Below are 23,546 nucleotides of genomic sequence, written 5' to 3'. Positions count from 1 at the left end.
AATGAATAAGTTCATTGAAATTGCTGGTCGCATTGGATCACAACGTCATCTAGTAGCAGTGCGTGATGGATTCGTTGCGATTATGCCTTTAATTATTGTTGGTTCATTAGCAATCCTGATTAATAACTTTCCGCCATTTGGAAGTTTCAATTTCGTAGAATGGATGAATGGTATTTTTGGGGACGGTAATTGGCAGGCAGTTGGGGGAAGTATTTGGAATGGAACCTTTGCTGTATTGGGACTTTTAGTTTCTTTTTCTATCGCTTATAATTTAGCTAAGTCCTATGATGTTGATGGCTTATCAGCAGGTCTAATATCTGCTGGGGGCTTCATTATGCTCGTCCCATGGACTGAGGATGGTGGCTTGAATGCAGCATGGTTGGGGACACAAGGGTTATTCGTCGGGATTATTCTTGCATTAGTATTAACGGAATTATTCAGAATCTTAATAAAATCGAAAATGACAATTAAAATGCCAGAAGGTGTTCCTGAAGGAGTAACTCGTTCTTTTAAAGCTTTAATTCCTGCAGTAATTATACTCATCATTCTTGGTTTCTTCCAAGCATTGATGAATGTATTTGCAGAGCAAAGCGTGTTTGAGGTTATTTTCAATGTTATTCAAGAACCATTACAGGGGTTAGGGAATACGCTGCCTGCAGCAATGGTTGTCTCATTCCTCAATCATTTACTATGGTTCTTTGGTTTACATGGTACGAATATTATTGGATCCGTTATTGAACCATTATATTTACCATTAATTGAACAAAATTTAGATCTATTTAAGAGTGGAATGTCCGCATTTGAAGTACCAAATATTGTAACAAAGCCATTCCTTGACTCATTCGTGTTCATGGGTGGATCTGGTACCACAATTGCCTTATTAATTGCTATCTTTATTGTCATCCGTAGAGAAAAGAATCACCCTTATCGTCAAGTGGCAAAATTATCTGCACCAGCAGGGTTATTTAACATTAACGAGCCAGTAATATTTGGTTTGCCAATTGTTTTGAATCCTGCAATGTTAATTCCTTTTATTTTGATACCGGTTACGTTAACTGTTACGTCATATATAGCATTGGCGACTGGGCTAGTTCCAAGAACAGTGGCGATCTTGCCGTGGACAACGCCACCAATTTTAAGCGGTTACTTAGTAACTGGAGGAAGCTGGCGTGGAATTGCTTTACAGGTATTTAATTTAACGCTTGCTGTACTTATGTATATACCGTTTATAATGGCAGGAGTTAGAACACTAAGACAACGAAAAGAGGGTTAATACAATGGAAACAACAGAGGATGTTCAAATGTTATCTTTCCAAATTATTTTACATGCTGGAAATGCAAGGTCACATGCGATGGAAGCGATTTCTTATGCAAAGGCATACCAGTTCAACGAGGCACGTCAAAAGATTGAAGCGGCTGATAAAGAATTTAATGACGCACACCATATGCAAACAAAACTCTTACAGGAAGAAGCAGATGGAAAACAAACGGATTTATCCGTAATATTGATCCATGCGCAGGATCATCTAATGACGGCTATGACAGTGAAAGACTTAGCGGTTGAAATGATAGACATGTATGAGAAAATACAAACATTGGAGGGATAATAAAATGAAAATTATACTAGTTTGTTCAGCGGGGATGTCAACGTCTATGCTTGTTAAAAAAATGAAGCAGGCAGCTGAGGAGCGGAATCTAGATGCAGAAATAAATGCAGTTGCTGAATCACAGTTAAAAAATGAATTAGATAATCTAGACGTTGTATTAATTGGTCCACAGGTTCGCTATTTAGAAAAGAAAATTAAAGAACAGGTTGAACCACATGGCATTGCCGTCGATGTAATCGATCAAATGGCATACGGCATGATACAAGGTGATAAAGTTTTAGATCAGGCAGTAGAGCTTGCAAAATAATTTCATACATGAAAGGAATAGCTGCCTGTTTTCTGAAGCGATGGATTACAGCGCAGCTATTTTTTTATCGTCTAGGAAATAGTAAAATTTGCCAATGTGGAAAATAGGCGCGTTTTGGGCCGCGTCCAGCCCCAGCCTCCAGAACTAGGCGACATTCATGTTGTTTGGTCGTATAGCGTTTTAAAGGGATTTATTAGTTTGCTAAAGGTGAGCTATCAGAGTTTTCTTATTTAGACCTTTACAATTTATACCAATCTTGTTAAGCTGTTTTTGTTAGAAAATTTAATAGGAAATGTTACAGCACTAGGGGAGCTATTTGGAATAGCTGAGAAAGACGTATTCGTTTTGACCCTCTGTACCCGAACAGGATAATGCCTGCGTGGGAAAGTGTGGTCACCAAGGCTACATAAATGTTGACTGCATTCACAAGGAATGCAGTTTTTAATTTAATGTATAGCAAATCGTTCTCTGTTTTGCAGGTAGTCAGTCTAGTTTTGATCTCGATAGCTCTTTCTATGTGCTGGAAGTCGATTTCTTATTGGGAGGCGATTTTCATGCATGAACAATGGGGATTTTTAGAAAATGTACCACATGATGCTTCCATTAATATGGCATTAGATGAAGCCTTGCTTCATTGGCATTATGAAGGGAAAATACCGCCGACATTACGGTTTTATCGATGGATGAAACCGACACTTTCGATTGGTCATTTTCAAAAAGTAGATGGAAAAATTGACTTAGAAGGTGTAAAAAAACATCAATGTCAGTTTGTACGCAGAATGACAGGTGGAAGTGCGGTATTGCATGATGATGAATTAACATACAGTATTGTTATTTCTGAGGATCATCCTATGATAGCTTCTTCGATTCGCCAAGCTTATTATGATTTGTCGAAAGGAATTCTAAAAGGTTATCAAAACTTAGGAATAGAAGCAACCTACGCTGAATCATTTTCCAAGGAGAGAAGTAGTATTTGCTTCGAGCGGCCTGCTTTTTATGAAATGGTTGCAGATGGTAAAAAACTCTCAGGAAATGCACAAACTAGAAAAAAAGGGGTACTGCTTCAGCATGGATCGATACCGATAACCATGAACATTGATTTGCTATTCGATCTATTTATATTTCCTTCAGACAAATTGAAAGAAAGAAAAAAACAAGGCTTTTGGAAAAAAGCAACAACAATTAATCAGTTAACAAATCAAGCGCATTCGTACGAAACAATTAAACCTGCTTTTATGGAGGGGTTCTCGAAAGGACTAAACATTAAGCTAGAGCCTTTTTCATTAACGAAAAGTCAATGGGATGAAGTATATAAACTTGCTGAAACAAACTATTCTGATGAGAACACGAGAAAAGGAGCGGTCACCCATGCCTAAAGATCAGACGTATATTCGAAAGCCTGAATGGTTAAAAACAAAGTTAAATACGAATAAATCATACAGAGGACTAAAAAAACTAATGCGTGATAATCGCTTAAACACTGTATGTGAAGAGGCGCGTTGCCCGAATATTCATGAATGCTGGAGTGAAAGAAAAACAGCTACCTTTATGATTCTTGGAGATACATGTACACGAGGATGCCGTTTTTGTGCTGTAAAGACTGGACTGCCAAATGAACTGGATTGGGGAGAGCCAGAAAGAGTTGCGGATTCTGTTGTTGTAATGGGGCTTAGACATGTTGTTGTAACAGCAGTTGCTCGCGATGACTTAAATGATGGTGGTGCTGCCGTTTTTGCTGAAACTGTTCGAGCAGTACGAAGAAAAAATCCTGGCTGTACTATTGAAATTCTACCTTCTGATATGAAGGGTGACTATGATAGTCTGCATACACTTATGGATAGTGCTCCAGATATTTTTAACCATAATATTGAAACGGTAAGGAGATTAACAAAACGTGTACGTGCCAGAGCGATGTATGACCGTTCCTTGCAGCTACTTCAACGGGTAAAAGAAATTGCTCCAAACACACCAACAAAATCTAGTATTATGGTAGGTTTAGGAGAAGAAAAAGAGGAGATTATTCAAGCGATGGATGATCTGTTAGCACATCAGGTAGACATTGTAACAATTGGTCAATACTTACAACCAACTAAAAAACATTTAAATGTAGAGCGTTATTATCATCCTGATGAGTTTAAAGAGCTGAAGGAAATAGCTATTAATAAAGGCTTCAGGCATTGTGAGGCAGGTCCATTAGTTCGTTCTTCCTATCATGCAGATGAGCAAGTAACACAAGCTTCTGCACAGCGTCGAATTAATTATATGAAGGGCTATGAAAAACAGGAAAATAAGGAAGTCGACTTCACTTTTTAACTTCATCATGATACGTTATCATGAAACTTCTTGTATCTGTTTTTCGTAATAAGAATAGTCAAGAGATTCAGACCTATGAAGTGAATAGAAATGGAGCGTATACAGATGAATGCTGTAACAATAAAGCAACTAGCAAAGCAATTTAGTTTGGAAGTATTGGCAGGAAAGGACCAATTGAACCGAACGATAACAAAAGCTAGAACGCATCGGCCTGGATTGGAGTTTATTGGATACTTTGATTTCTTTCCGATGGAACACGTTCAAGTATTGGGAAGAAAAGAAATTACCTACTTACATCAATTATCACATGAGGAGCGGCAGCTACGTATCGGTAACATCGTAAACTATCATCCACCTTGTTTTATTGTTACATCAAATCAAGAGGGATTAACGTATTTGACTAGATTTTGCAAGCAAGAAGGTATTCCATTATTACGTACGAAGGAAGCGACATCTACATTTATGGATAAATATGATGCTTATATGGTAAAGGCATTAGCTCCTGAGACTGCTGTTCACGGTGTATGTGTTAATATTTTTGGACTTGGTATATTGATTCGTGGTAAATCTGGAATTGGTAAAAGCGAGATTGCCCATGCCTTAATTGGTCGAGGACATCGGCTTGTAGCAGATGATATGGTTGTCTTAAAAAAATTAGGACCAGAAACATTACTCGGTACACATAATGGTACAAATAAGGAATTTCTTGCACTACGAAGCATTGGGCTCTTAAATGTGGTAAGACTGTATGGTAGAAAGGCATTTCAAGAGGAAACTCGTATTGCTCTTGATATTGAGCTGACAGCGTGGCAAAAGAATGAGTTAAATAATGAATTAGAAGTAGCTACGGAAACTAGTGATTATATGGGGGTAACAATTCCTCGTATTGAAATACAGCTACAGCCTGGTCGTGATGTTGTCGGCTTAATTGAAGCGGCAGCAAATAATTGGTATTTACAGCAGCAAGGATATAGTGCTGCGGAAGAATTTATTCAACGTTTAGATTCTGATCGGACAGAAACAGAAGAGTAAAAATAGATAGAAGTCCTTCTATCATAGAAGGATCAAGAGACTGAGACAAAAGAATGAAGAAACAATCAAAAAAACGAACGATAATTGGTTGAAAATTAATTATTGTTCGTTTTTTGATCAAAATTATTAATTCAGCACCTGAAATAAGCGAGACTCCAGCGGGAACAGTACGCGTCCGCAGATCCACTTGGTAAGGTGTTTTTCTTTACCAAGTTAGCTAAGGCTGTGCCTGCGGAAAGCGCGTATAGTTTCACGGTGCGGATTCTTTGAGTAAAGAAGGTGTGCTTATTCCAGAAAACCATTACACGTCATGTGTGGGAAGGAGCGATAGAACTGGTTCAATGGAACTGGATTTATAATCAAAGTAAGTGGATGTATCGGAATGAGAAAAGAGAAGTGGAACGTAGCTACGCAGATTCAGAAGACCTGCATGGGCTGCGTTATTGTCGTTTCCTCGGAAAGCGAGTGGTATTCCGTTCGCCTACGAAAAAAGTCTTGTAGAAAACACAAAAGGTTCTCTACAAGCTAAACCTCCTACCATATCACCATATCAAGGAGGTTTTTATACGTTATGGAACCATTAAAAATAAAGAAATAACAGAAATAAGTGGGATGGCCATTGTTAACATTAGGCTGATCATCGAAAAGTTGTTTACAGCCGATTTGGAATTTTCCTCCACATCTACTTTTCTCTGCATAAAAATAAAGAAAGCAGCAAATAACATGAAAAACACAATAATTATTCCAGGGACATATAAAGTAGAAACATCAGAAACAGGGGCTAGTTTTGAAAAGCCGTATATAATGAGAATAATTGGAATGGCTTCGCTTATAGCTACACCTAACATCATATTTGTTTGTACTTTACCTTGCTGTCTAGGATCCTTTTTAAGCTTTTCAACGTTTATTTTAAATAGAATTAAAATGGGAAATACAGCGAATGCTGCTGCAGCGACAAAAACATAGGGAATCACTGTCTCATCCTCCTTACCTCTAGTAAAAATGCTAAAACCAGCTTACCATGTACTATGAAGTTCCACAATAAGATTTGCTAAAAACTGCTATTATTCGATATAATTTAAGCTGGTCTTATCTGAATTGAAAATAATTATAATCCAGCTAGGAAAGTCATCTAGGATACTTAGGAGAATTCTATGTTTAATTACTTGGATTTATGGATTGCGTTTTTAATAGCACTCTTAACTGCTTTTTTACTTACATATCCAGTGAAAAAATTTGCTATGTTTATTGGAGCTGTCGACTTACCGAATCATCGTAAAATACATACGAAGGTGACACCTCGTTTAGGTGGACTTGCTATATTTTTAGGAACGATAGCTGGGATGATTTATTTACATCCTATGCATCCACATTTACCAGAAATTGCTGCAGGTGCTGTTGTAATCATTCTTACAGGTGCTTTAGATGATCGGTTCAGCATTCGACCAGTTGTAAAGCTGACGGGCCAGCTAATTGCTGCTACATTTCTCGTATCTGCTGGGCTGATTATAGAAAGACTGACATTGCCATTTTTCGGTACTGTGGAGTTAGGTTTTATTAGCGTTTTTGTCACTGTAGTCTGGGTGGTAGGTATTACAAATGCAATCAATTTAATTGATGGCTTAGATGGGCTGGCAACGGGAGTTACGACAATCGCATTGATCAGCATATTTATTATGGCATTAATTGATGCGCAAGTTCTTGTAGCTTACATATGTGTAGTGTTGATAGGCAGTAATCTTGGCTTTCTTTATCATAATTTCTATCCAGCAAAGATTTATATGGGAGATACGGGATCTAATTTTCTTGGATATATGATTGCCGTAGTGTCGATGCTTGGTTTATTTAAAAATATTGCTCTATTCAGCTTTATTATTCCAATTATCGTTCTAGCAGTACCGATTTTTGATACGTTATTTGCTATTGTTCGAAGAGCATATAATAAAGAGAATATAATGATGGCAGATAATAAGCATATACATTATCAACTGCTACACGCAGGCTATAGCCATCGCAAAACAGTGCTAATAATTTACGCATTTAGTGCCTTGTTTGGTGCAATGGCAATTTTATTTTCCAATGCGAGTATTACCACAGCCTTTGTTATTACTTTTTTTGTACTTATTCTCCTGCATGTATTTGCAGAAATGGCGGGTATTGTAATGGGGGGAAAGCGCCCAATGCTTGACTTATTACAGAGGCTATTCAAGAAGAGAAAAGTAGATAAAGATAATACGTAAATCATAAGCTTTTGTTATTTAAGCAAAGTTTACTATAATGGGATAGAATAAAGATAGAAATTCTTTACTGACATATAGATTAGAAAGGAATGGCATATATATGCAAAAACAGCAAATTGGTGTAATTGGGTTAGCGGTTATGGGAAAAAATCTTGCACTAAATATTGAAAGCCGTGGGTACTCTGTTGCCGTATACAATCGCTCTGTAGATAAAACAGAAGCATTTTTAGAAGATGAAGCAACAGGAAAAAATTTCATAGGTGCGAAGACAATAGAGGAATTTGTGAATTCCCTTGAAAAGCCAAGAAAAATCTTGCTAATGGTTAAAGCAGGACCTGCTACAGACGCAACTATTGAATCACTGAAGCCTTATTTAGAAAAAGGTGACATTTTAATTGATGGTGGAAATACACTGTATGAAGATACGATTCGCAGAAATAAGGCACTTGAAGAAACAGGTATTCATTTTATTGGAACAGGCGTATCTGGTGGCGAAGAAGGTGCGCTAAAAGGTCCATCTATTATGCCTGGTGGACAAAAGGAAGCCTATGAGCTTGTGGCACCAATTTTTGGGGCGATTTCTGCTAAGGTAGACGGAGCAGCTTGTACGACATACATTGGTCCAGATGGTGCCGGGCACTATGTGAAAATGGTTCATAATGGTATTGAATATGGTGATATGCAACTAATTTCCGAGGCTTATTACATATTGAAGCATGTACTAGGGCTTGATGCAGATGAGCTTCATGAGGTTTTCTCTGAATGGAATAAAGGTGAATTGGACAGTTATCTAATTGAGATTACAGCTGATATTTTTACAAAGAAAGATGAAGATACCGGCCAACCACTAGTTGATGTTATTCTCGACACTGCTGGACAAAAAGGAACTGGTAAATGGACAAGTAAGAATGCATTGGATTTAGGTGTTCCACTTCCATTGATTACCGAGTCAGTGTTTGCTCGCTTTATTTCAGCAATGAAAGATGAACGTGTAAAAGCAAGTAAACAATTGCAAGGTCCTGATGTACCATTTGCAGGTGATAAACAAGCACTAATTGAAGCTGTTCGAAAAGCACTATATATGAGTAAAATCTGCTCTTATGCACAAGGGTTTGCTCAAATGCGTGCCCAATCCGACGAAAATGATTGGGGTTTACGCTATGGTGATATCGCCATGATATGGAGAGGTGGTTGCATCATTCGTGCGCACTTCTTGCAAAAAATTAAAGAAGCTTATGATCGTGAACCACAACTAGCTAATTTAATGCTCGATCCTTATTTTAAAGAAATTGTCGAAGGCTACCAAGGAGCTTTACGAGAAGTCGTAGCTACAGCTGTTAAGCATGGTATTGCTGTACCAGCATTTTCAAGTGCAATAGCTTATTATGATAGCTATCGTTCTGCAGATTTACCAGCTAATCTCTTACAGGCGCAACGAGATTACTTTGGTGCTCACACCTATCAGAGAAAAGATAAAGAGGGCGTCTTCCATACGAATTGGCTATAAATTGATTACCCATTAAAAACCTTGCGGGAATTATAAAGGATGATCAGCTGTCCATCAAACATGACTAATTATCAGAAAGTCTCTATATCCTGTGGACGATGCTTAGCTTGTTTGAGAACAAAAGTCATTCAGCTTTTCCGAAAAATCAATATGCCACACGGAAACATCACTGATAATTTCTCCCACGGCATAAAAGTAAATAAGAAACAATAAAAAGAACTAAAATGATGTACGGCACCCCAAAAGTTAGAGTGAAATCTATCTTTTGGGGTGTTTCTTTATGGCTTATATATAGTGCTCCATATAAATTAATGGTAGTAAGAGCATATCAAAAGGGTTATTTAGAATATGACATGTTGGCCAAGAAGTATGGAATAACAAGGAGTTCCCCATTTAAACGGGAAAAGAAGGGTGCATTTTTTCTCCGTGCAATGTACGGCTACCGAATCTTTCCTGCGGGAACAGCATGAGCCAGAAGCTTCATTTAGTAATGTTTTTTTCTTTACCAAGTTAGCTTGATAAGTGCCAACGTGAAGCGAGCCTATTTCAGGTTACGTCGTGGATTTCCTACTATATTAATAAAACCGTACAAGTCTATCTACCATTTGAATGTAGAAAAAGTAATAGAAACATGACAAAATATTGGAGGTTTATGTTGTTTTTTGTCGAATTACCAAGAATTTCTATAACTTTAACACTAGGACTTTTGATGCTGGCTTAATATTCGGAAATTTACTATGATTGTTAATATCTGAATATTAAGTCTTAGTTTATTCAGAGGAAGGAGGCTAGAGTCACGATTCTAGTAAACTACCAAATTAATAAGGGGGAGAATGTATGAAGGGGAAACCAATGCTAAAAAGGTCTTTTATCATCTTATTTGTGCTATTACTCGCATTCAGTAACTTTTCCACAGCTAGTGCAATGGGCCAATTATCTGGACAAACCAAGAAAAAAGCTGATTTAACATCAGAAAAATTGACAGAAACAGGAAATCCAGATAAAGAAGTACGTGTTATCGTTGAAGTGAAAGATAAGCCAGCTATTGAAGTGGCTACAAAAAAAGGCATAAAATTTAATAGTCTTGCAGAAAGCGAGAAAAAGAAACTGGAGATAGATGCCAAAGCAAAGCAAAAAACGATTAAATCAGAAATGAAGCAACAAAAAGTGGAAGCAAAATACTTACAAGAATTTACAACTGTCGTTAATGGCTTTAGTGCAGAGGTAAAACAGGGCGACCTCAAAAAAATAAAGGACATACCAAATGTAAAGAAGGTACACGTAGTTAATGAGTATGAACGCCCAATTGCTAAGCCTGAAATGAAATACAGTAAAGAATTAGTAGAAGCCCAACAGGCTTGGAGGGATTATGGTTATAAAGGAGAAGGTATGGTTGTCGGTATCATTGATACGGGCATCGATTCTACTCATCAAGACATGGTTTTATCAGATGCAGACACGGCTGCATTAACCGAAGAGGCAGTCAATGAAACCATTGATGAGGAAGGGTTACCTGGGAATTTTTATACCGATAAGGTTCCTTATGGCTATAACTATATGGATGAAAATGATGAAATTCGTGAGATACATGCAGAAGCAAATTATCACGGTATGCACGTTGCTGGTACAGTAGGTGCCAATGGTGATGAAGACAATGGTGGGGTGCTAGGAATTGCACCAGAAGCTCAGTTGTTAGCCTTAAAAGTATTCGGAAATGACCCAGAAATGCAATATACGTATGGTGATGTTTATGTGAAGGCTATTGATGATGCCATTAAATTAGGGGTAGACGCATTAAATATGAGCCTTGGGTCTACAGCAGGTTATGTTGATCCAGACTCACCAGAACAGCAAGCAGTTGCTCGTGCGGTAGATAATGGCGTATTAATGTCAATTTCTGCTGGGAACTCTGCTTTATTTGCCGATGGATATTTTTACCCGTATGCATCTAATCCTGATTATGGTTTAGTAGGATCACCTGGTGTTTCTTATGAATCTTTACAAGTTGCTTCCTATGAAAACACGTTTATGGAAGTAGACCAATTAGGTTATACCATTGATGGAGAAGCAGGCTCTGCAGCATTTTTGTCAGCTGGTCAGACAAGCCCGCCTGAGGATGGATCATCGTTTGAACTAGTTGATGCAGGACTAGGATATCCGGAAGACTTTGAAGGAAGAGATCTCTCAGGTAAATATGCACTCATTCAACGTGGAGAGCTTGCATTTACCGAAAAAGCATTAAATGCGCAAGAAGCAGGGGCTACTGGTGTTATTATTTATAATAATACAGACGGTGTTGTGAATATGGCTTCAGAGGCATCCATTACGATTCCGCAATTATTTATGTTGAAAAGTGATGGGGATCAACTTGCAGAAGCATTAGCAAATGGACAAGCTGTTTCAGTAGAATTCTCAGGAGAAACAACGACGATAGATAATCCAGATGCTGGGAAAATGAGTGCTTTTTCTTCCTGGGGTCTTACGTCGAATCTCGATTTTAAACCGGAAATTACAGCACCAGGTGGACAAATTTATTCTACATTAAATGATAATGAGTACGGATTAATGAGCGGAACTTCCATGGCTGCTCCTCATGTATCTGGTGGAAGTGCATTAGTTCTGCAACGTGTGGATGAGGAATTTGGTTATGAGCAAGCAGATCGTGTTAATCTCGCAAAAAATTTAATGATGAATACATCTGATCAAGTATATTTTGAAGAAGAACCTGTATCACCACGTCGACAAGGTTCAGGATTAATGCAGCTCCATGCAGCATTATCAACACCAGTAGTTGTAACAGAAGCAGAAACCAATGAAGCTAAAGTTGCTTTAAAAGAAATTTCTGGTGATCAAGTATCATTTGAACTTACTGCACAAAACTTCAGTGATGAAGCGGTAACCTATGATGTTGAGGCAAATGTACAAACGGATACACCAGTTGATGGAGGTGGTGTGATTGTCACTGCACCAAATATGTTCCCATCAAATGATTTAGGTGACTTAGCGACAATTAATGGAGATCAAGACGCTACCATAGAAGTGCCAGCAAATGATTCAACAACCTTTACAGTAACTATTGATGTGAGTTCGGTAGATGATTCACTTGCAGAAATATTTACGAATGGATATTGGTTAGAAGGATTTGTTACGTTAACGGATCCAACAGATACGAACCCTGAATTAACTGTCCCATATGTAGGGTTCAAAGGTGAGTGGGATAATGCACCTATTTTTGATGAGCCTGTATGGGATGATGATTCCTTTTATGAAATGACTTCTGTCGTTACATCATTAGGTAAAGATGACTCAGGAGAAATGCAATATGGCTACCTTGGTGAAGATTTAGCTACAGGTGAAGTAGATCCTGAAAAGATTGCTTTCTCACCAAATGGTGATGGCGTGCAGGATGATGCATTAATGATGCTATCTTTCTTAAGGAACGCAAAAGATGCAAAATTCACGGTCTTAGATGAGGATGGCAAAAAAGTACGTACCATTAGATTAGAATCAGAATTAGTGAAAAACTATTATGATTCAGGTGCAGGTCCTTATTACTCTATTTCTGCTGATCGTGCATGGGATGGGAAAATAAAAGGAAAACCAGCTCCTGAGGGTAACTATTATCTACAAGCAGAGGGAGTCATTGATTATGAGGGTGCGGAATGGCAAACACTAAGACTTCCAGTAATATTAGATACTACTGCTCCAGAGGTAGAGGCATCTTATAGCTTTGATGAAGAGCTTCTCACCGTACATGCAGAAGATACGGAAGGTGGAAGTGGCGTAGCTTATTGGGATGTTCTTGTAAACGGAGAATCTGTATTGGAAGAACCATATGTAAATGGTGAAACAGAACATACGTTGACGGATGTAGATGAAGATGCAACGATTACAGTCGTAACGGCTGACTATGCAGGTAATGAAGTAGAAGCGGAAGCAGAAATGATAGAGCCTGATAAAACGGTTCCTGATCTTCACTTATTAACTCCAGAAATGAATAGTGCTGATGCAGATAAAGAAGTCGTATTCTCTGGGTATGTTACGGATGAGTCTGGTGTAAAAGAAGTAACCATTGACGGGGAAAAAGCAGAGCTTGTTTACAACGAGGAAGAAGAGCGTTACGATTTTTCAATGCCGGTATCTCATAAAAAAGATGGTTACTATTTTAAGCATATTAAGGCAGTAGATAATGTTGGAAATGAAACGGAAATAGGTAGAAGATACTTTGTTGATTCTTCGAAAGCAAAGTTAAAAATAAAAGGCAAAAAGAAAACGAAAGAAGATCATATTACATTAACTGCAAAAGTGAAAGATAATTTCGATGACATTAATTTATATGTTGATGGAGATCATGTTTATACACATGAACTATCTAAACCATACGGTAAGAAGAAATTTAATGAAGAGATTGAGGTAGAATTAGATTTAGAAGATGGAGAAAATGTCTTCGAGTTTAAAGTAGTTGATCTAGCAGGACATGAAACGGTTGAAACCTATACGGTAACTAAACGGACTGGAGATACAGATAGTGTGAAGGATAGCTTATTTGGACATCTCTTCGATAAACTGTGGTCCATATTCGGTAATTTTTGGGAAATCTTTGGTTAAACAATCACTAACTGATGCGTAAGGGAATGACAAACAATCGGGTTCTAATAATTCTAGAATCCGATTGTTTATTTTTATTCGTAAAAAGCCCCACTTCAAGTTTTCTTAAGAAATTACCCCACATATAATTGGCAGTAATGCTCCCCTAATGATTGAAGTTTCACTTTATAAAGTGTAAGTGACCCATCAAAGCTTGTGTGGTGAGCTGACTTGAAAACCACCTTTTACGCTCTTTCAAAGGTATAACAACTACCGTCGATGAATTGAACCTATAGGAGAGCGTGGATTGATAGAAGCGTGGGGGCTTTAGAGAGGAATGGAGGGAAAAGGAACTAATGAAAGTTTGACATTGTATCGTGGTAGCGTATTCGAATCCAATAGTATCCTGTTATAATAGAAGAAAAGAATCTATGTAAAGGACGTTAAGCAATGAAATGGAAACCGGACCGCATGGCAAAAAAGCCTATTTATAAACAAATTGCTGATTATATTGAGAGTGGAATAGATGACGGAACGTTTCTGGCTGATAAGCCTTTGCCATCTGAGCGCACACTGGCAAACGATTTACAGGTAAATAGAAGTACGATAGTGGCGGCTTATGATGAATTGCAAGCAAACGGTTTAATAGAAAGAAAAAAAGGTAGCGGGACGACAATTAGTAGAGATATATGGGGAATGGAAAAGAAAAGGATTCCAAATTGGAACAGATATATAGAAGCCGGCTCCTTTCTACAAAACCTTCCTATAACACAACGACTTCGGGAGGAGATGACGGAAGAGGATATAATTAATTTAGCCAGTGGTGAGTTATCTGAAGGCTTATTTCCAACAACTACGTTAAAGGAAATCGCTGGTTCAGGGGAATTTCCAGAAACGCTTGGGTATGATCATCCATTAGGTAATGAGAAATTAAGAGAGACAATTGCCGCACATGTGAAAGAATATAAAGCAATTAATACTAATCCTTCTTCTATTTTAATTACCTCAGGTGCACAGCAGGCATTGCATCTTGTTGTTCAATGTCTGTTAAAGGCAGGTGATACTGTGGCTATCGAGGATCCTTCATATAGTTACCATTTACCAGTTTTTCAAACAGCTGGAGTTAAAACATTACCGCTACCTGTTGGGAAGCATGGGATTAATCCAGATGATTTAGTTTCATTACTAAAGGTACACAAGATAAGAATGATTTTTTTAAATCCTATCTTTCAGAACCCTACAGGAACAATATTGAACTACAGCGGTCGGCAAAGAGTTATTGACATCTCTGCTAAATTTGGAATTCCAATTATTGAAGATGATCCTTACAGCTTAACGTCATTTAATGGGGAGAAAATGAGTACATTAAAATCAATGGATCTCAATGGGAATGTGCTTTACATTAGTTCCTTGTCTAAAATAGTTGCCTCTGGTTTACGAATTGGTTGGATTATTGGACCAAGAGCTGTTATTGAAAGATTGTCAGATGCTAAGCAACAGCTTGATTTTGGTCATAGTGCATTTTCTCAAAGGATCGCGGATAAATTCCTCCAGCCTGTTTATTTCAATCCTCATATGAAGCGCTTAAGGCGGCAATTAGCTAATAGGAGAGACCAGATCATATCCAGTTTGCAATTTCATATAGGTGATTATGTTACTTTTTATGCTCCTGAGGGGGGAATTCATTTGTGGTGTAGAATTCCTACCAAAATTAATGAGATGCACTTACTTGAAGAAGCGATTCGAAGTGGGGTTATTTATTTGCCAGGTAGCGCCTTGGGCACACGAAGTACGTATATTCGCTTTACATTTGCGAAAGAAGATGAAGCACGAATCGATCAAGGTATTAAACGATTTTCTGAAGCGCTAAAACATTTCTTATAGTATAGGAAATTATAAAATTTGAGCCTATGTATAATTATAGGGCGTGTTGAGTCGTGTCCAACTCCAGCACCCAGAAGCGTAGCGACTTTACGTATCGCCCTGCGATAAGTCATCATGGGCTTGCAAGCGCACCGTGATTCCTTTATCTCCGTTGACTCGCTTCAGTCGCTACGTTGCTAATCGGGAGCTTGCGCTTTTGTTTGTTCTAAGTTAAGAAAGTATAAAATCAGTGCAATGACTGTGTTAAGCCAAGTAGTTATTTTGAAATGTTTGATGTATATTGGCAATGCTCCGACTAATTACTTCGCTTTCCGTGGGCACGGCCTCAACTAACTTTGCAAAGAAGAACACGTTGCAAAGTGGATTTTCGGCTCGCGCTAATCCCGCAGGAGTCTACGTAATTAGTCTCCGCTATGAGAAGGTGCAACAATTCTTGTCATAAGAAATAGGTTGACTTTTTTTACAATGGGTAAAGTGAAAATCGCTATCCGTGAGTATAAAAGCAGCTGTGTTACTTCATGCTAGCGTTGTAGAGCCTGATAATAGCGAAGGCCGGCCACTTCAACTCCTGTGGGAAATGTTTGACCTGAAGATCCACTTTTTTGAGCGGGTTTTGCTAAAAAAGTTAGCTGAAGGACAAACCCCACGGAAAGGGAAGTGGGCAGCCGGAGTGGTGGTCAAGCAGTAGCTATTATTCCATAATAGCTACTAGAGGAAGCGTAAATCTGAGCATGTAGTGATAAGGACTGAGCGAATTTTGCTCCGTTTTTCTTAATAAAAGTTGATGGGGAAAAAGATACTGAATTGGATGGTGATATAATTTGAAAACGGTATATTATAGTAGGTAGAAGGTTCATTTTTCCGTTTAAGGAGGCATCGAATTGAAGTGTAACGTATATCTTAAGATTGTTAATGGATTTCCAGTAAGCATTAACAGAATAATTCAGCGATCTTGTCATGAAGAAAGGCAGATGCCAAAACAGAAAAAGTCAGGTGATATATTATGAGTTTAGGTCTTATTCTTTTATTAATTGTATTATTCATCGCAGCATTAGGTGGTACTATTTTTGCATTAAAGCAAGAAGAAAATAAAATGAAGAAGTACGAAGAAGAGGGGCATACGCCTCAGGATGAGCTGGAGCGATCCATTGAATATGAGTCAAAGTCTTTATCATCGAATGTCCCAATATTAACATGGATATACAGTATCACCATTCTTTTAGCTATCTTAGCCTTTGCTATTTATCTTTTTTAACGCTTCTCCAATTTAGATAGAACTACAAAGTGAGATTATAATAGTTCTATCTCGTAACCGATTTAACTTTGAAAAGAAAAAGTAAGCGATGAAAGGAGATACACATGGGAATTGGACAGACGTATTTACAAGTAATCAATAGCCGATTTAATCAGTTGAAGAATCAAGGCGATCGGGCATTGGAACAATTAGAGGAACCCGATATCCATTGGGTACCTAATGAAGCAGCAAATAGTATTGCTGTTATTGTTAAGCATATGAGTGGAAATATGGTATCCAGATGGACAGATTTTTTAACTAGTGATGGAGAAAAGGAAAATCGAAATAGGGATCAAGAGTTTATTAATACCATTGCCTCTAAGGATGATTTGCTGGAAACATGGGAATACGGTTGGCGTATATTAATCAGCACGCTTCAGAGTTTAAAGGAGGAGGACCTAGAAAAATATGTAACCATCCGATCTCAGTCTTTATCGGTAATCGATGCAATTGAAAGGCAACTAACACACTATTCATCACATATTGGACAAATTCTTTACATAGGTAAACAACTAAAAGGGACGCAATGGCAATCGTTAAGTATTCCTAAGGGAAAGTCAGAGGAATACTTAAAAGAAATGAAGAAAAAACACGGTACAAGTTAATACTAGAGAATAGGAAAGTAGACGACTCTCCTTGACCATAGAATAATCCAGACTCTTCTTCAATCTGATAAAGGTGAAGGAGAGTCTTCGTTATGATTAGAGAAGAATCTTGTTATATCTGATTCTTCTCTTTTTGTTGTTGATAAATAGGGGCGTGTTGCGCCGCGCCAGCTCCAGTGTACAGAAACGAGGCGACTTCACAAATCTCCCTACGAAAAGTCATCAACGGCTCGCAAGCTCACCGTTATTCCTTAATGTAGAAGATTTACTTACGTAACGTGGATGGTGATCCGACAGATAACATGTTTATTCGATATAAAAGAAGGGTACCACTATCTATCTGTAGTTTTCCATTAGACATTATTGCTTATGCAAGGTTATGTAGGTGAGGAAATAAGTCGAAATGGCTCATAATTTAACTACGTTTGCGATGGTGGTGACTATATGCCTCGATTAAAGTCTATGTCTTGCTATATAGAGGAATATGGAATTTGTTTAATAATCAGACAATGTGATAGAATTCTACAGGTGTGTAAACATCTTAGGTCAAAGGACCAAGAAAAAAAGGAGATCAATCATGGAAGAAAGAACGACGCTGAAAAAATCTTTAAAGGCTCATTGGGTTTGGGCGATAGCTTTAGGGTCATCGATAGGTTGGGGGGCTTTTGTTCAACCAACGACATGGATGTCCGCAGCAGGACCAATGGGAGTAATTATCGGCTTCGGTATTGGTGCTTTATTAATGATGCTTATAGCAGTTAGCTATGGTTTCCTTATAAAAAGTTTTCCTGTATCAGGTGGAGAGTTTGCGTATGCATTTATTAGTTTAGGTCGTACGCATGCATTTATAAGTGGATGGTTTTTAACCCTAGGATATATATGTATTGTCGCGTTAAACGCTTCGGCATTTGCGTTAATGTTTAAGTTTGTTTTTCCAGCACTTATTGAAAATTTACCCCTATATCAAGTAGCTGGTTGGGATGTTTATGGAATGGAGATCATTATCGCTTCGGTTGCGCTCGGTACATTTGGTTATTTTAACGTTAGAGGGACAGGCTTATCAGGGCGTATGCAATTTATCTTTTGTAGTATTATGATTCTAAGTATTGTAGCAATAACCTTTATGGTTGGTGGGCAGCCAGGTGCTGGCCTTTCCAATGTGCAACCATTTTTTCCTACTGAAACGACAGCATTTGCAGCCATTATTTCTATCGTAGCAATTGCGCCTTGGGCATATGTTGGTTTTGATAATGTTCCACAGGCAGCAGAAGAGTTTCACTTTTCATCTAAAAAGGCCTTTTCGTTAATCATACTTGCCATTTTCTTTGCTGCGGTATTATACAGTCTCATGATCATCGCAACGGCAATGATTCAACCTTGGCAGGGTTTAGTGGCCGAAAGTCATGTGTGGGGTACAGGCGCTGCAATTCAAGAGCTATTGGGGACAATGGGACTTGTGCTACTGGTTACCGCTTTAACAATGGGAGTATTTACTGGACTGAACGGTTTTATTATTTCATCAAGTCGTCTGTTATTTGCAATGTCACGTGCAAAGATTTTACCAGAAGTCTTTTCAAAGCTTCACCCAAAATATAAAACACCTTATGTAGGAATTATATTTACTGTAGTTGTATCTGCATTCGCTCCTTGGTTTGGGCGAGAAGCATTACTATGGGTAGTGGATATGTCTTCTGTAGGTGTAACGATTGCTTATTTCTATACATGCTACACGGCTTTCACTTTGTTTAAAACAAAAAAAGACAAAAGCTTTGATCCGAAAAAGCACGCTGTGTCGCCATTTAAAAAAACGGTCTCAGCAGTTGGAATGCTAGCAAGCTTGGTTTTCCTAGCTTTATTATTAATACCTGGATCACCAGCATTTCTTGGCATCCAATCACGGATTGCTTTAGCAGCATGGATTGGATTAGGTGTGATTTTTTATTTTGCAAAACGAACGGAATTTAATAAGATTCCTAAAGAGGAATTAAATTATTTGATTCTCGGATCGAAGAAAATTGAAGCAAAAAATCGAAGTTAACGATGGAAAACCTGTTAGGAGTCACTTTAGAGTGAACTAACAGGTTTTTTAATTATTTATCCCGCATATAACTGGCAGTACTCCCCTCACTTCAAGCAATAAAAAAACCAAGGGTGGACTGCTAGTATATGTCCGATTGGTTTCATCGCCTTTAGTCATACCCATGTGGTACTAACCATCCGTGGGGGATAAACAACCCCTCACGGATGGAAATTTTTCACTTTATATTCGTATTAATTTTTTATCTTTGTACTATAGATAGCTTTAATTAATTCTTTCGAAGAAACACCAGTAGAATAAGTATTCCATTCCTTTGAAAAATAGTATACACGATTTAAGTTAAACGAACCTTCTTTTATTTTTTGTACAGCATCCATTGTATTCATAACTACAGGCCCTGGTACCTGATCTTCATACATATCCCATATGCCTCTTTCGCTTTTGTATTGTTGTAAGTCATATGCATAGAATACCATGGGTCGCTTTAGTAAAGAAAATTCAAATGGGATAGAGGAATAGTCCGTAATGAGTATATCAGTAACAGTCAATATATGATTTAATGAAAAGCGTGATACATCAAAAACAAAGTTAGGATACTTATTTTTCACTTTCATTCGTTCTGATGGATGAATACTTAAAAATAGGACATAGTCGTGTTTCATATGAACATGAAATTGTTGTAAATCTAATTGAATGTCAGTTTTAGGTGTTTTTCTATATGTCGGTGCATATAAGATAACCTTCTTTGAACGATCAAAAGGGATGCTATGTTGAATTGTTTCCATGGCAACCTTCATTTTGTCAGGTTGAAAAAAGAAATCCGTTCTTGGTACACCAGTGCGTAATAGCTTGTTTTCTTTAATGCCAAAACTTTGAATAAAAATAGAAGCCATTCTTTCTGACCCAACAACAACGTGGGTGAAGCGTTGATAAACTTTTCTAAATCGATTACGTGCTTTTCTGGAGCGATATTGATTAGAGCGATCTTGAAGTCCAAATTTTTTAATTGCTCCTGCTGCATGCCAAAGCTGAACAACTTTTACGTTTGAGCGAAAGTTTGTAACGGCTAATATTCCGTAATAATTATCTACAAACACGACATGAGAAGTGGCTAAATGATAGACGGATCGTAGCCAATCGAACGGATGACAAGCTTTAAAATGAATCATTGTGTATTCATGATTTGGATTGAAATTTAGCTGGAAGCGATTCGTTTTCAAAATTACTATAGAATCAGTCGCTTGATGTTTCAATTCTTTGGCTGTATATGAGACATTGTGACCTATGGAAGCAATAAATGTAGTCTTTCGCTTCATCGGTAACAATCGAAATAGATTAAATAATATGCGAAAGATAAATAAGTAAACAGCGATGACTACCTCTCTACTCATGTTTTGGTTTTGTTAAATCCTTTTTAATTTTTGTTGTAGATATACCAATAGTTCTTGGTAAATAAATTACTTCGCAAAGCGATTGTAAATCATCGAATTTGCCTTTCCAGTCATCTCCCATAATGAAAACATCAATACTGTATTTCGTGATATCTTTCTTTTTTTGATTCCAGGTATGTTCTGGAATCACTTCATCAACATATTGAATTGCTTCCAAGATCATTTTTCTTTGTTCAAAAGTATAGTATGCCTGCTTTCCTTTTTGTGTATTGAATGTATCTGTAGAGATAGCAACGATTAAATAGTCACCGTACTTTTTGGCACGTCTTAATAAATTAATATGACCCGTATGGAGAATATCAAACGTCCCGTAAGTAATGACTTTTTTCATTTTATTTAGCCTCCCATATTTATAGTAAGATTACCCAATGTTTATTTATTGAATAAATTTACAAACTATTTACTCTTAGCTAATATGCGCTTAATAAGTGAGATTTATAATGAAAATAATCGGAAAATAAATTATATATTTTTTAGAAGCAGAAAGGAGAATGATGATGAATATTAGAGGTATTGGACACCGAGGTTATCCTGCTAAATATCCAGAAAATACACTGTCTTCTTTTCAAGCTGCTATTGAATTAGGTTTCACTCATATCGAATTAGATGTACACCTTAGTAAAGATGGTATTCCAGTGGTTATGCATGATTATAAAATTGATCGAATGACAAATGGAAGTGGAGAGATTCGAAATTATACTCTATCGGAACTCCAACAATTTACAGTTGGTGATTCAGAAAAAATTCCTACATTAGAGGATGTACTTCGATTAGCTAAAAATCAAATCATTGTTTCAATCGAAATGAAAAATACGAAATTATATGATTATTTAGAAAAAGAGGTCTTTGAAGCGATTCAAAAGGTAGATATGATTGATCAAGTTTATGTTATTTCATTTGATCATAAGTCGCTTGCGAAGCTACGTCAGCTATCAAGCGAAATTAAAATAGGACCTCTCGTTAATAAGTTGAAACGCTCCCATTTTCGACTAATTGAAAAGCTGGATGCAAGTTACATTGCTGTGAAACATGATGGATTAAAAGAAAAATATGTAAATCGTTGTGATGGACTAGGTATTCAAGTTGTTGCATGGACGGTAAACAGCGTAGAACAAATGCAACGCTTTAAGAAGTATCCATCAGTTCTTGTAACAACAGATGAATTGGAAAAGTATAAAGCCTATCATTACCCTGATTCTTCAACATTACAAAAAGTAATTATTTAATTTTATAGATACTTTGAGTAGAAAAAGTAGAAACATTTTGCTCCTAGAGCATTTTTATTTTTGTAATATACAATTTTGAACCTTAAATGGTGGGAAAGTGTAGTTAACTACTTTCATAATACTATCCTGTTCCCTCAATAGGAGATAACCTGTATTTGAAAGTTCAATTTTCATTTAAAGGCCGGCCTTCTTTGTTTAACCGGAAAAGGCTATTATTCTAAAATATACCAATAAACGCAAGGAATCTTATATATTCCAAGCAATAAAAAAATTGGATGTATCTGTTTGTTCAACGTTTGAACAACCTCTTTGGTAAATAGTAGGAGGATTACTGTGAATTATAGTGGTATTATTATATGTTTTATTGTAGCAATTATATTAACACCGTTTGTAAAGAAACTAGCTATTTTATGTGGCGCAGTTGACGAACCAAATAATCGAAAAGTACACCAAAAAATCATGCCACGTTTAGGTGGTCTTGCCATTTATACCAGTTTTCTACTTGGTTTTCTAATTTTCCTACCGATAACATTTGACTTTTGGCCTGTCGCCATTGGTGCAACCATTATTATGCTAGTAGGTGCACTAGACGACCTTTTTCAATTATCAGCTAAGGTTAAGTTTGGAGGTCAGTTGTTAGCAGCGATCGTTCCTGTATTCGGTGGATACACCATCGAATTTATTACAGTACCATTTGGCGACCGAATTGATTTTGGATTAGCGGCCATTCCAATAACGATCATTTGGGTTGTGGCAATTACTAATGCAATTAACTTAATCGATGGATTGGATGGGCTAGCAGCGGGAGTATCCTCTATTGCCTTACTAACAATTTCCGTGCTTGCTATTTCTATGGGAAATTATCCAATCGCATTAATATCCTTCATGCTGTTAGGGAGTACGCTTGGATTTTTGGTATATAATTTTCATCCTGCAAAGATATTTATGGGAGATACTGGTTCACTGTTTCTTGGTTATATGATTAGCATTATTGCTGTGATGGGTCTGTTCAAAAATGTTGCACTTTTCTCATTGATGGTTCCTATTGTTATTTTAGCCATACCGATTTTAGACACATTATTTGCCATAATTCGCCGAATTGTACATAAGAAGCCATTAGCTTCCCCAGATAAATTTCATTTGCATCATTGTATTATACGGATGGGATATAGCCATAGTCAGACGGTAATTATGATATACGCTTTGAGTATGTTGTTTAGTTTAGCTGCTGTTATATTAACTCGTTCAGCGATGTGGGGAACAACCATAATATTAGTTACGGTACTTATTATGGTAGAGCTTATTGTTGAAGTAACCGGTATCGTTAGCGAGCGGTATCGACCCATATTAAACTGGATTGCAACTAGTAAAGATAAGACGAAGTAGCTTAGTAATGGAGTTGCATTGTATAAGTAGCTTCGAATATTACATAGGGTCTTGGTGATTGTAGTGAAG

General features: G+C 37.3%; 20 protein-coding genes and 1 riboswitch. Of the genes, 17 read left to right on the top strand and 3 right to left on the bottom strand.

What is annotated here, in order from left to right:
* Position 1: 1 nt before the first annotated feature.
* The 6 genes from D9782_RS01830 (at position 2) to hprK (ending at position 5,259) form a co-directional block, all read left to right on the top strand.
* Positions 2-1,273: a PTS sugar transporter subunit IIC gene (locus tag D9782_RS01830; RefSeq protein ID WP_121603935.1), complete on the top strand. Its 1,272-nt coding sequence runs from the start codon at positions 2-4 to the stop codon at positions 1,271-1,273.
* A 4-nt stretch (positions 1,274-1,277) separates the two neighbouring features.
* A complete protein-coding gene (locus D9782_RS01825) occupies positions 1,278-1,607 on the top strand; it encodes a PTS lactose/cellobiose transporter subunit IIA (RefSeq protein WP_121603934.1) in 330 nt (109 codons plus the stop codon).
* Between the two features lie 4 nt (positions 1,608-1,611).
* Positions 1,612-1,914, top strand: a complete 303-nt coding sequence (locus tag D9782_RS01820) for a PTS sugar transporter subunit IIB (RefSeq protein ID WP_121603933.1) — start codon at positions 1,612-1,614, stop codon at positions 1,912-1,914.
* Positions 1,915-2,209: 295 nt separating this feature from the next.
* Positions 2,210-2,317: riboswitch (TPP riboswitch) on the top strand.
* 151 nt (positions 2,318-2,468) lie between these two features.
* A complete protein-coding gene (locus D9782_RS01815; protein ID WP_121603932.1) occupies positions 2,469-3,290 on the top strand; it encodes a lipoate--protein ligase family protein in 822 nt (273 codons plus the stop codon).
* The gene (lipA, locus tag D9782_RS01810) at positions 3,283-4,227 is read left to right on the top strand and encodes a lipoyl synthase (protein ID WP_026681747.1); all 945 of its coding nucleotides are present in this window, start codon (positions 3,283-3,285) and stop codon (positions 4,225-4,227) included. The genes D9782_RS01815 and lipA overlap by 8 nt, the downstream gene beginning before the upstream one ends.
* A 105-nt stretch (positions 4,228-4,332) precedes the next feature.
* The gene (gene hprK / locus D9782_RS01805) at positions 4,333-5,259 is read left to right on the top strand and encodes an HPr(Ser) kinase/phosphatase (RefSeq protein ID WP_121603931.1); all 927 of its coding nucleotides are present in this window, start codon (positions 4,333-4,335) and stop codon (positions 5,257-5,259) included.
* A gap of 569 nt (positions 5,260-5,828) precedes the next feature.
* Here the strand turns inward: hprK and D9782_RS01800 are convergent.
* Positions 5,829-6,233: a hypothetical protein gene (locus tag D9782_RS01800; protein WP_026681745.1), complete on the bottom strand. Its 405-nt coding sequence runs from the start codon at positions 6,231-6,233 to the stop codon at positions 5,829-5,831.
* Between the two features lie 180 nt (positions 6,234-6,413).
* On the opposite strand from D9782_RS01800, the gene D9782_RS01795 reads away from it, so the two are divergent.
* From D9782_RS01795 to D9782_RS01755, 9 genes are all read left to right on the top strand, one after another.
* Positions 6,414-7,499 (top strand): glycosyltransferase family 4 protein, encoded by a 1,086-nt coding sequence (locus D9782_RS01795; protein WP_026681744.1) that lies wholly within the window; start codon positions 6,414-6,416, stop codon positions 7,497-7,499.
* Between the two features lie 100 nt (positions 7,500-7,599).
* Positions 7,600-9,006, top strand: a complete 1,407-nt coding sequence (gndA, locus tag D9782_RS01790; RefSeq protein ID WP_026681743.1) for an NADP-dependent phosphogluconate dehydrogenase — start codon at positions 7,600-7,602, stop codon at positions 9,004-9,006.
* 837 nt (positions 9,007-9,843) lie between these two features.
* Positions 9,844-13,614, top strand: a complete 3,771-nt coding sequence (locus tag D9782_RS01780; RefSeq protein WP_240455789.1) for a S8 family serine peptidase — start codon at positions 9,844-9,846, stop codon at positions 13,612-13,614.
* A 429-nt stretch (positions 13,615-14,043) separates the two neighbouring features.
* Positions 14,044-15,477, top strand: a complete 1,434-nt coding sequence (locus D9782_RS01775; RefSeq protein ID WP_121603929.1) for a MocR-like pyridoxine biosynthesis transcription factor PdxR — start codon at positions 14,044-14,046, stop codon at positions 15,475-15,477.
* A gap of 490 nt (positions 15,478-15,967) precedes the next feature.
* Positions 15,968-16,165, top strand: coding sequence for a hypothetical protein (locus D9782_RS01770; protein ID WP_121603754.1), 198 nt, complete (start codon positions 15,968-15,970; stop codon positions 16,163-16,165).
* Between the two features lie 193 nt (positions 16,166-16,358).
* A complete protein-coding gene (locus D9782_RS23740) occupies positions 16,359-16,484 on the top strand; it encodes a hypothetical protein (protein WP_255637642.1) in 126 nt (41 codons plus the stop codon).
* Positions 16,481-16,732: a hypothetical protein gene (locus tag D9782_RS01765; RefSeq protein ID WP_026679837.1), complete on the top strand. Its 252-nt coding sequence runs from the start codon at positions 16,481-16,483 to the stop codon at positions 16,730-16,732. The genes D9782_RS23740 and D9782_RS01765 overlap by 4 nt, the downstream gene beginning before the upstream one ends.
* A gap of 104 nt (positions 16,733-16,836) precedes the next feature.
* Positions 16,837-17,376, top strand: a complete 540-nt coding sequence (locus tag D9782_RS01760; protein WP_121603928.1) for a DUF1572 family protein — start codon at positions 16,837-16,839, stop codon at positions 17,374-17,376.
* Positions 17,377-17,953: 577 nt separating this feature from the next.
* A complete protein-coding gene (locus D9782_RS01755) occupies positions 17,954-19,414 on the top strand; it encodes an APC family permease (RefSeq protein WP_121603927.1) in 1,461 nt (486 codons plus the stop codon).
* 233 nt (positions 19,415-19,647) lie between these two features.
* Here the strand turns inward: D9782_RS01755 and D9782_RS01750 are convergent, their stop codons facing one another.
* Complete coding sequence (locus D9782_RS01750) at positions 19,648-20,805, bottom strand: CDP-glycerol glycerophosphotransferase family protein (RefSeq protein WP_121603926.1); 1,158 nt, start codon at positions 20,803-20,805, stop codon at positions 19,648-19,650.
* Complete coding sequence (tagD, locus tag D9782_RS01745) at positions 20,798-21,196, bottom strand: glycerol-3-phosphate cytidylyltransferase (RefSeq protein WP_121603925.1); 399 nt, start codon at positions 21,194-21,196, stop codon at positions 20,798-20,800. The genes D9782_RS01750 and tagD overlap by 8 nt, the downstream gene beginning before the upstream one ends.
* Before the next feature lie 166 nt (positions 21,197-21,362).
* On the opposite strand from tagD, the gene D9782_RS01740 reads away from it, so the two are divergent.
* Together D9782_RS01740 and D9782_RS01735 are read left to right on the top strand one after the other, a co-directional pair.
* Complete coding sequence (locus D9782_RS01740) at positions 21,363-22,091, top strand: glycerophosphodiester phosphodiesterase (RefSeq protein ID WP_121603924.1); 729 nt, start codon at positions 21,363-21,365, stop codon at positions 22,089-22,091.
* A 333-nt stretch (positions 22,092-22,424) separates the two neighbouring features.
* Positions 22,425-23,477, top strand: a complete 1,053-nt coding sequence (locus tag D9782_RS01735; protein WP_121603923.1) for an MraY family glycosyltransferase — start codon at positions 22,425-22,427, stop codon at positions 23,475-23,477.
* Positions 23,478-23,546: the final 69 nt, after the last annotated feature.

The organism is Virgibacillus sp. Bac332 (assembly GCF_003667785.1).
GTDB classification, from domain to species: domain Bacteria; phylum Bacillota; class Bacilli; order Bacillales; family Amphibacillaceae; genus Virgibacillus; species Virgibacillus salarius.
This window is presented reverse-complemented; position numbering and strand designations above follow the sequence as displayed.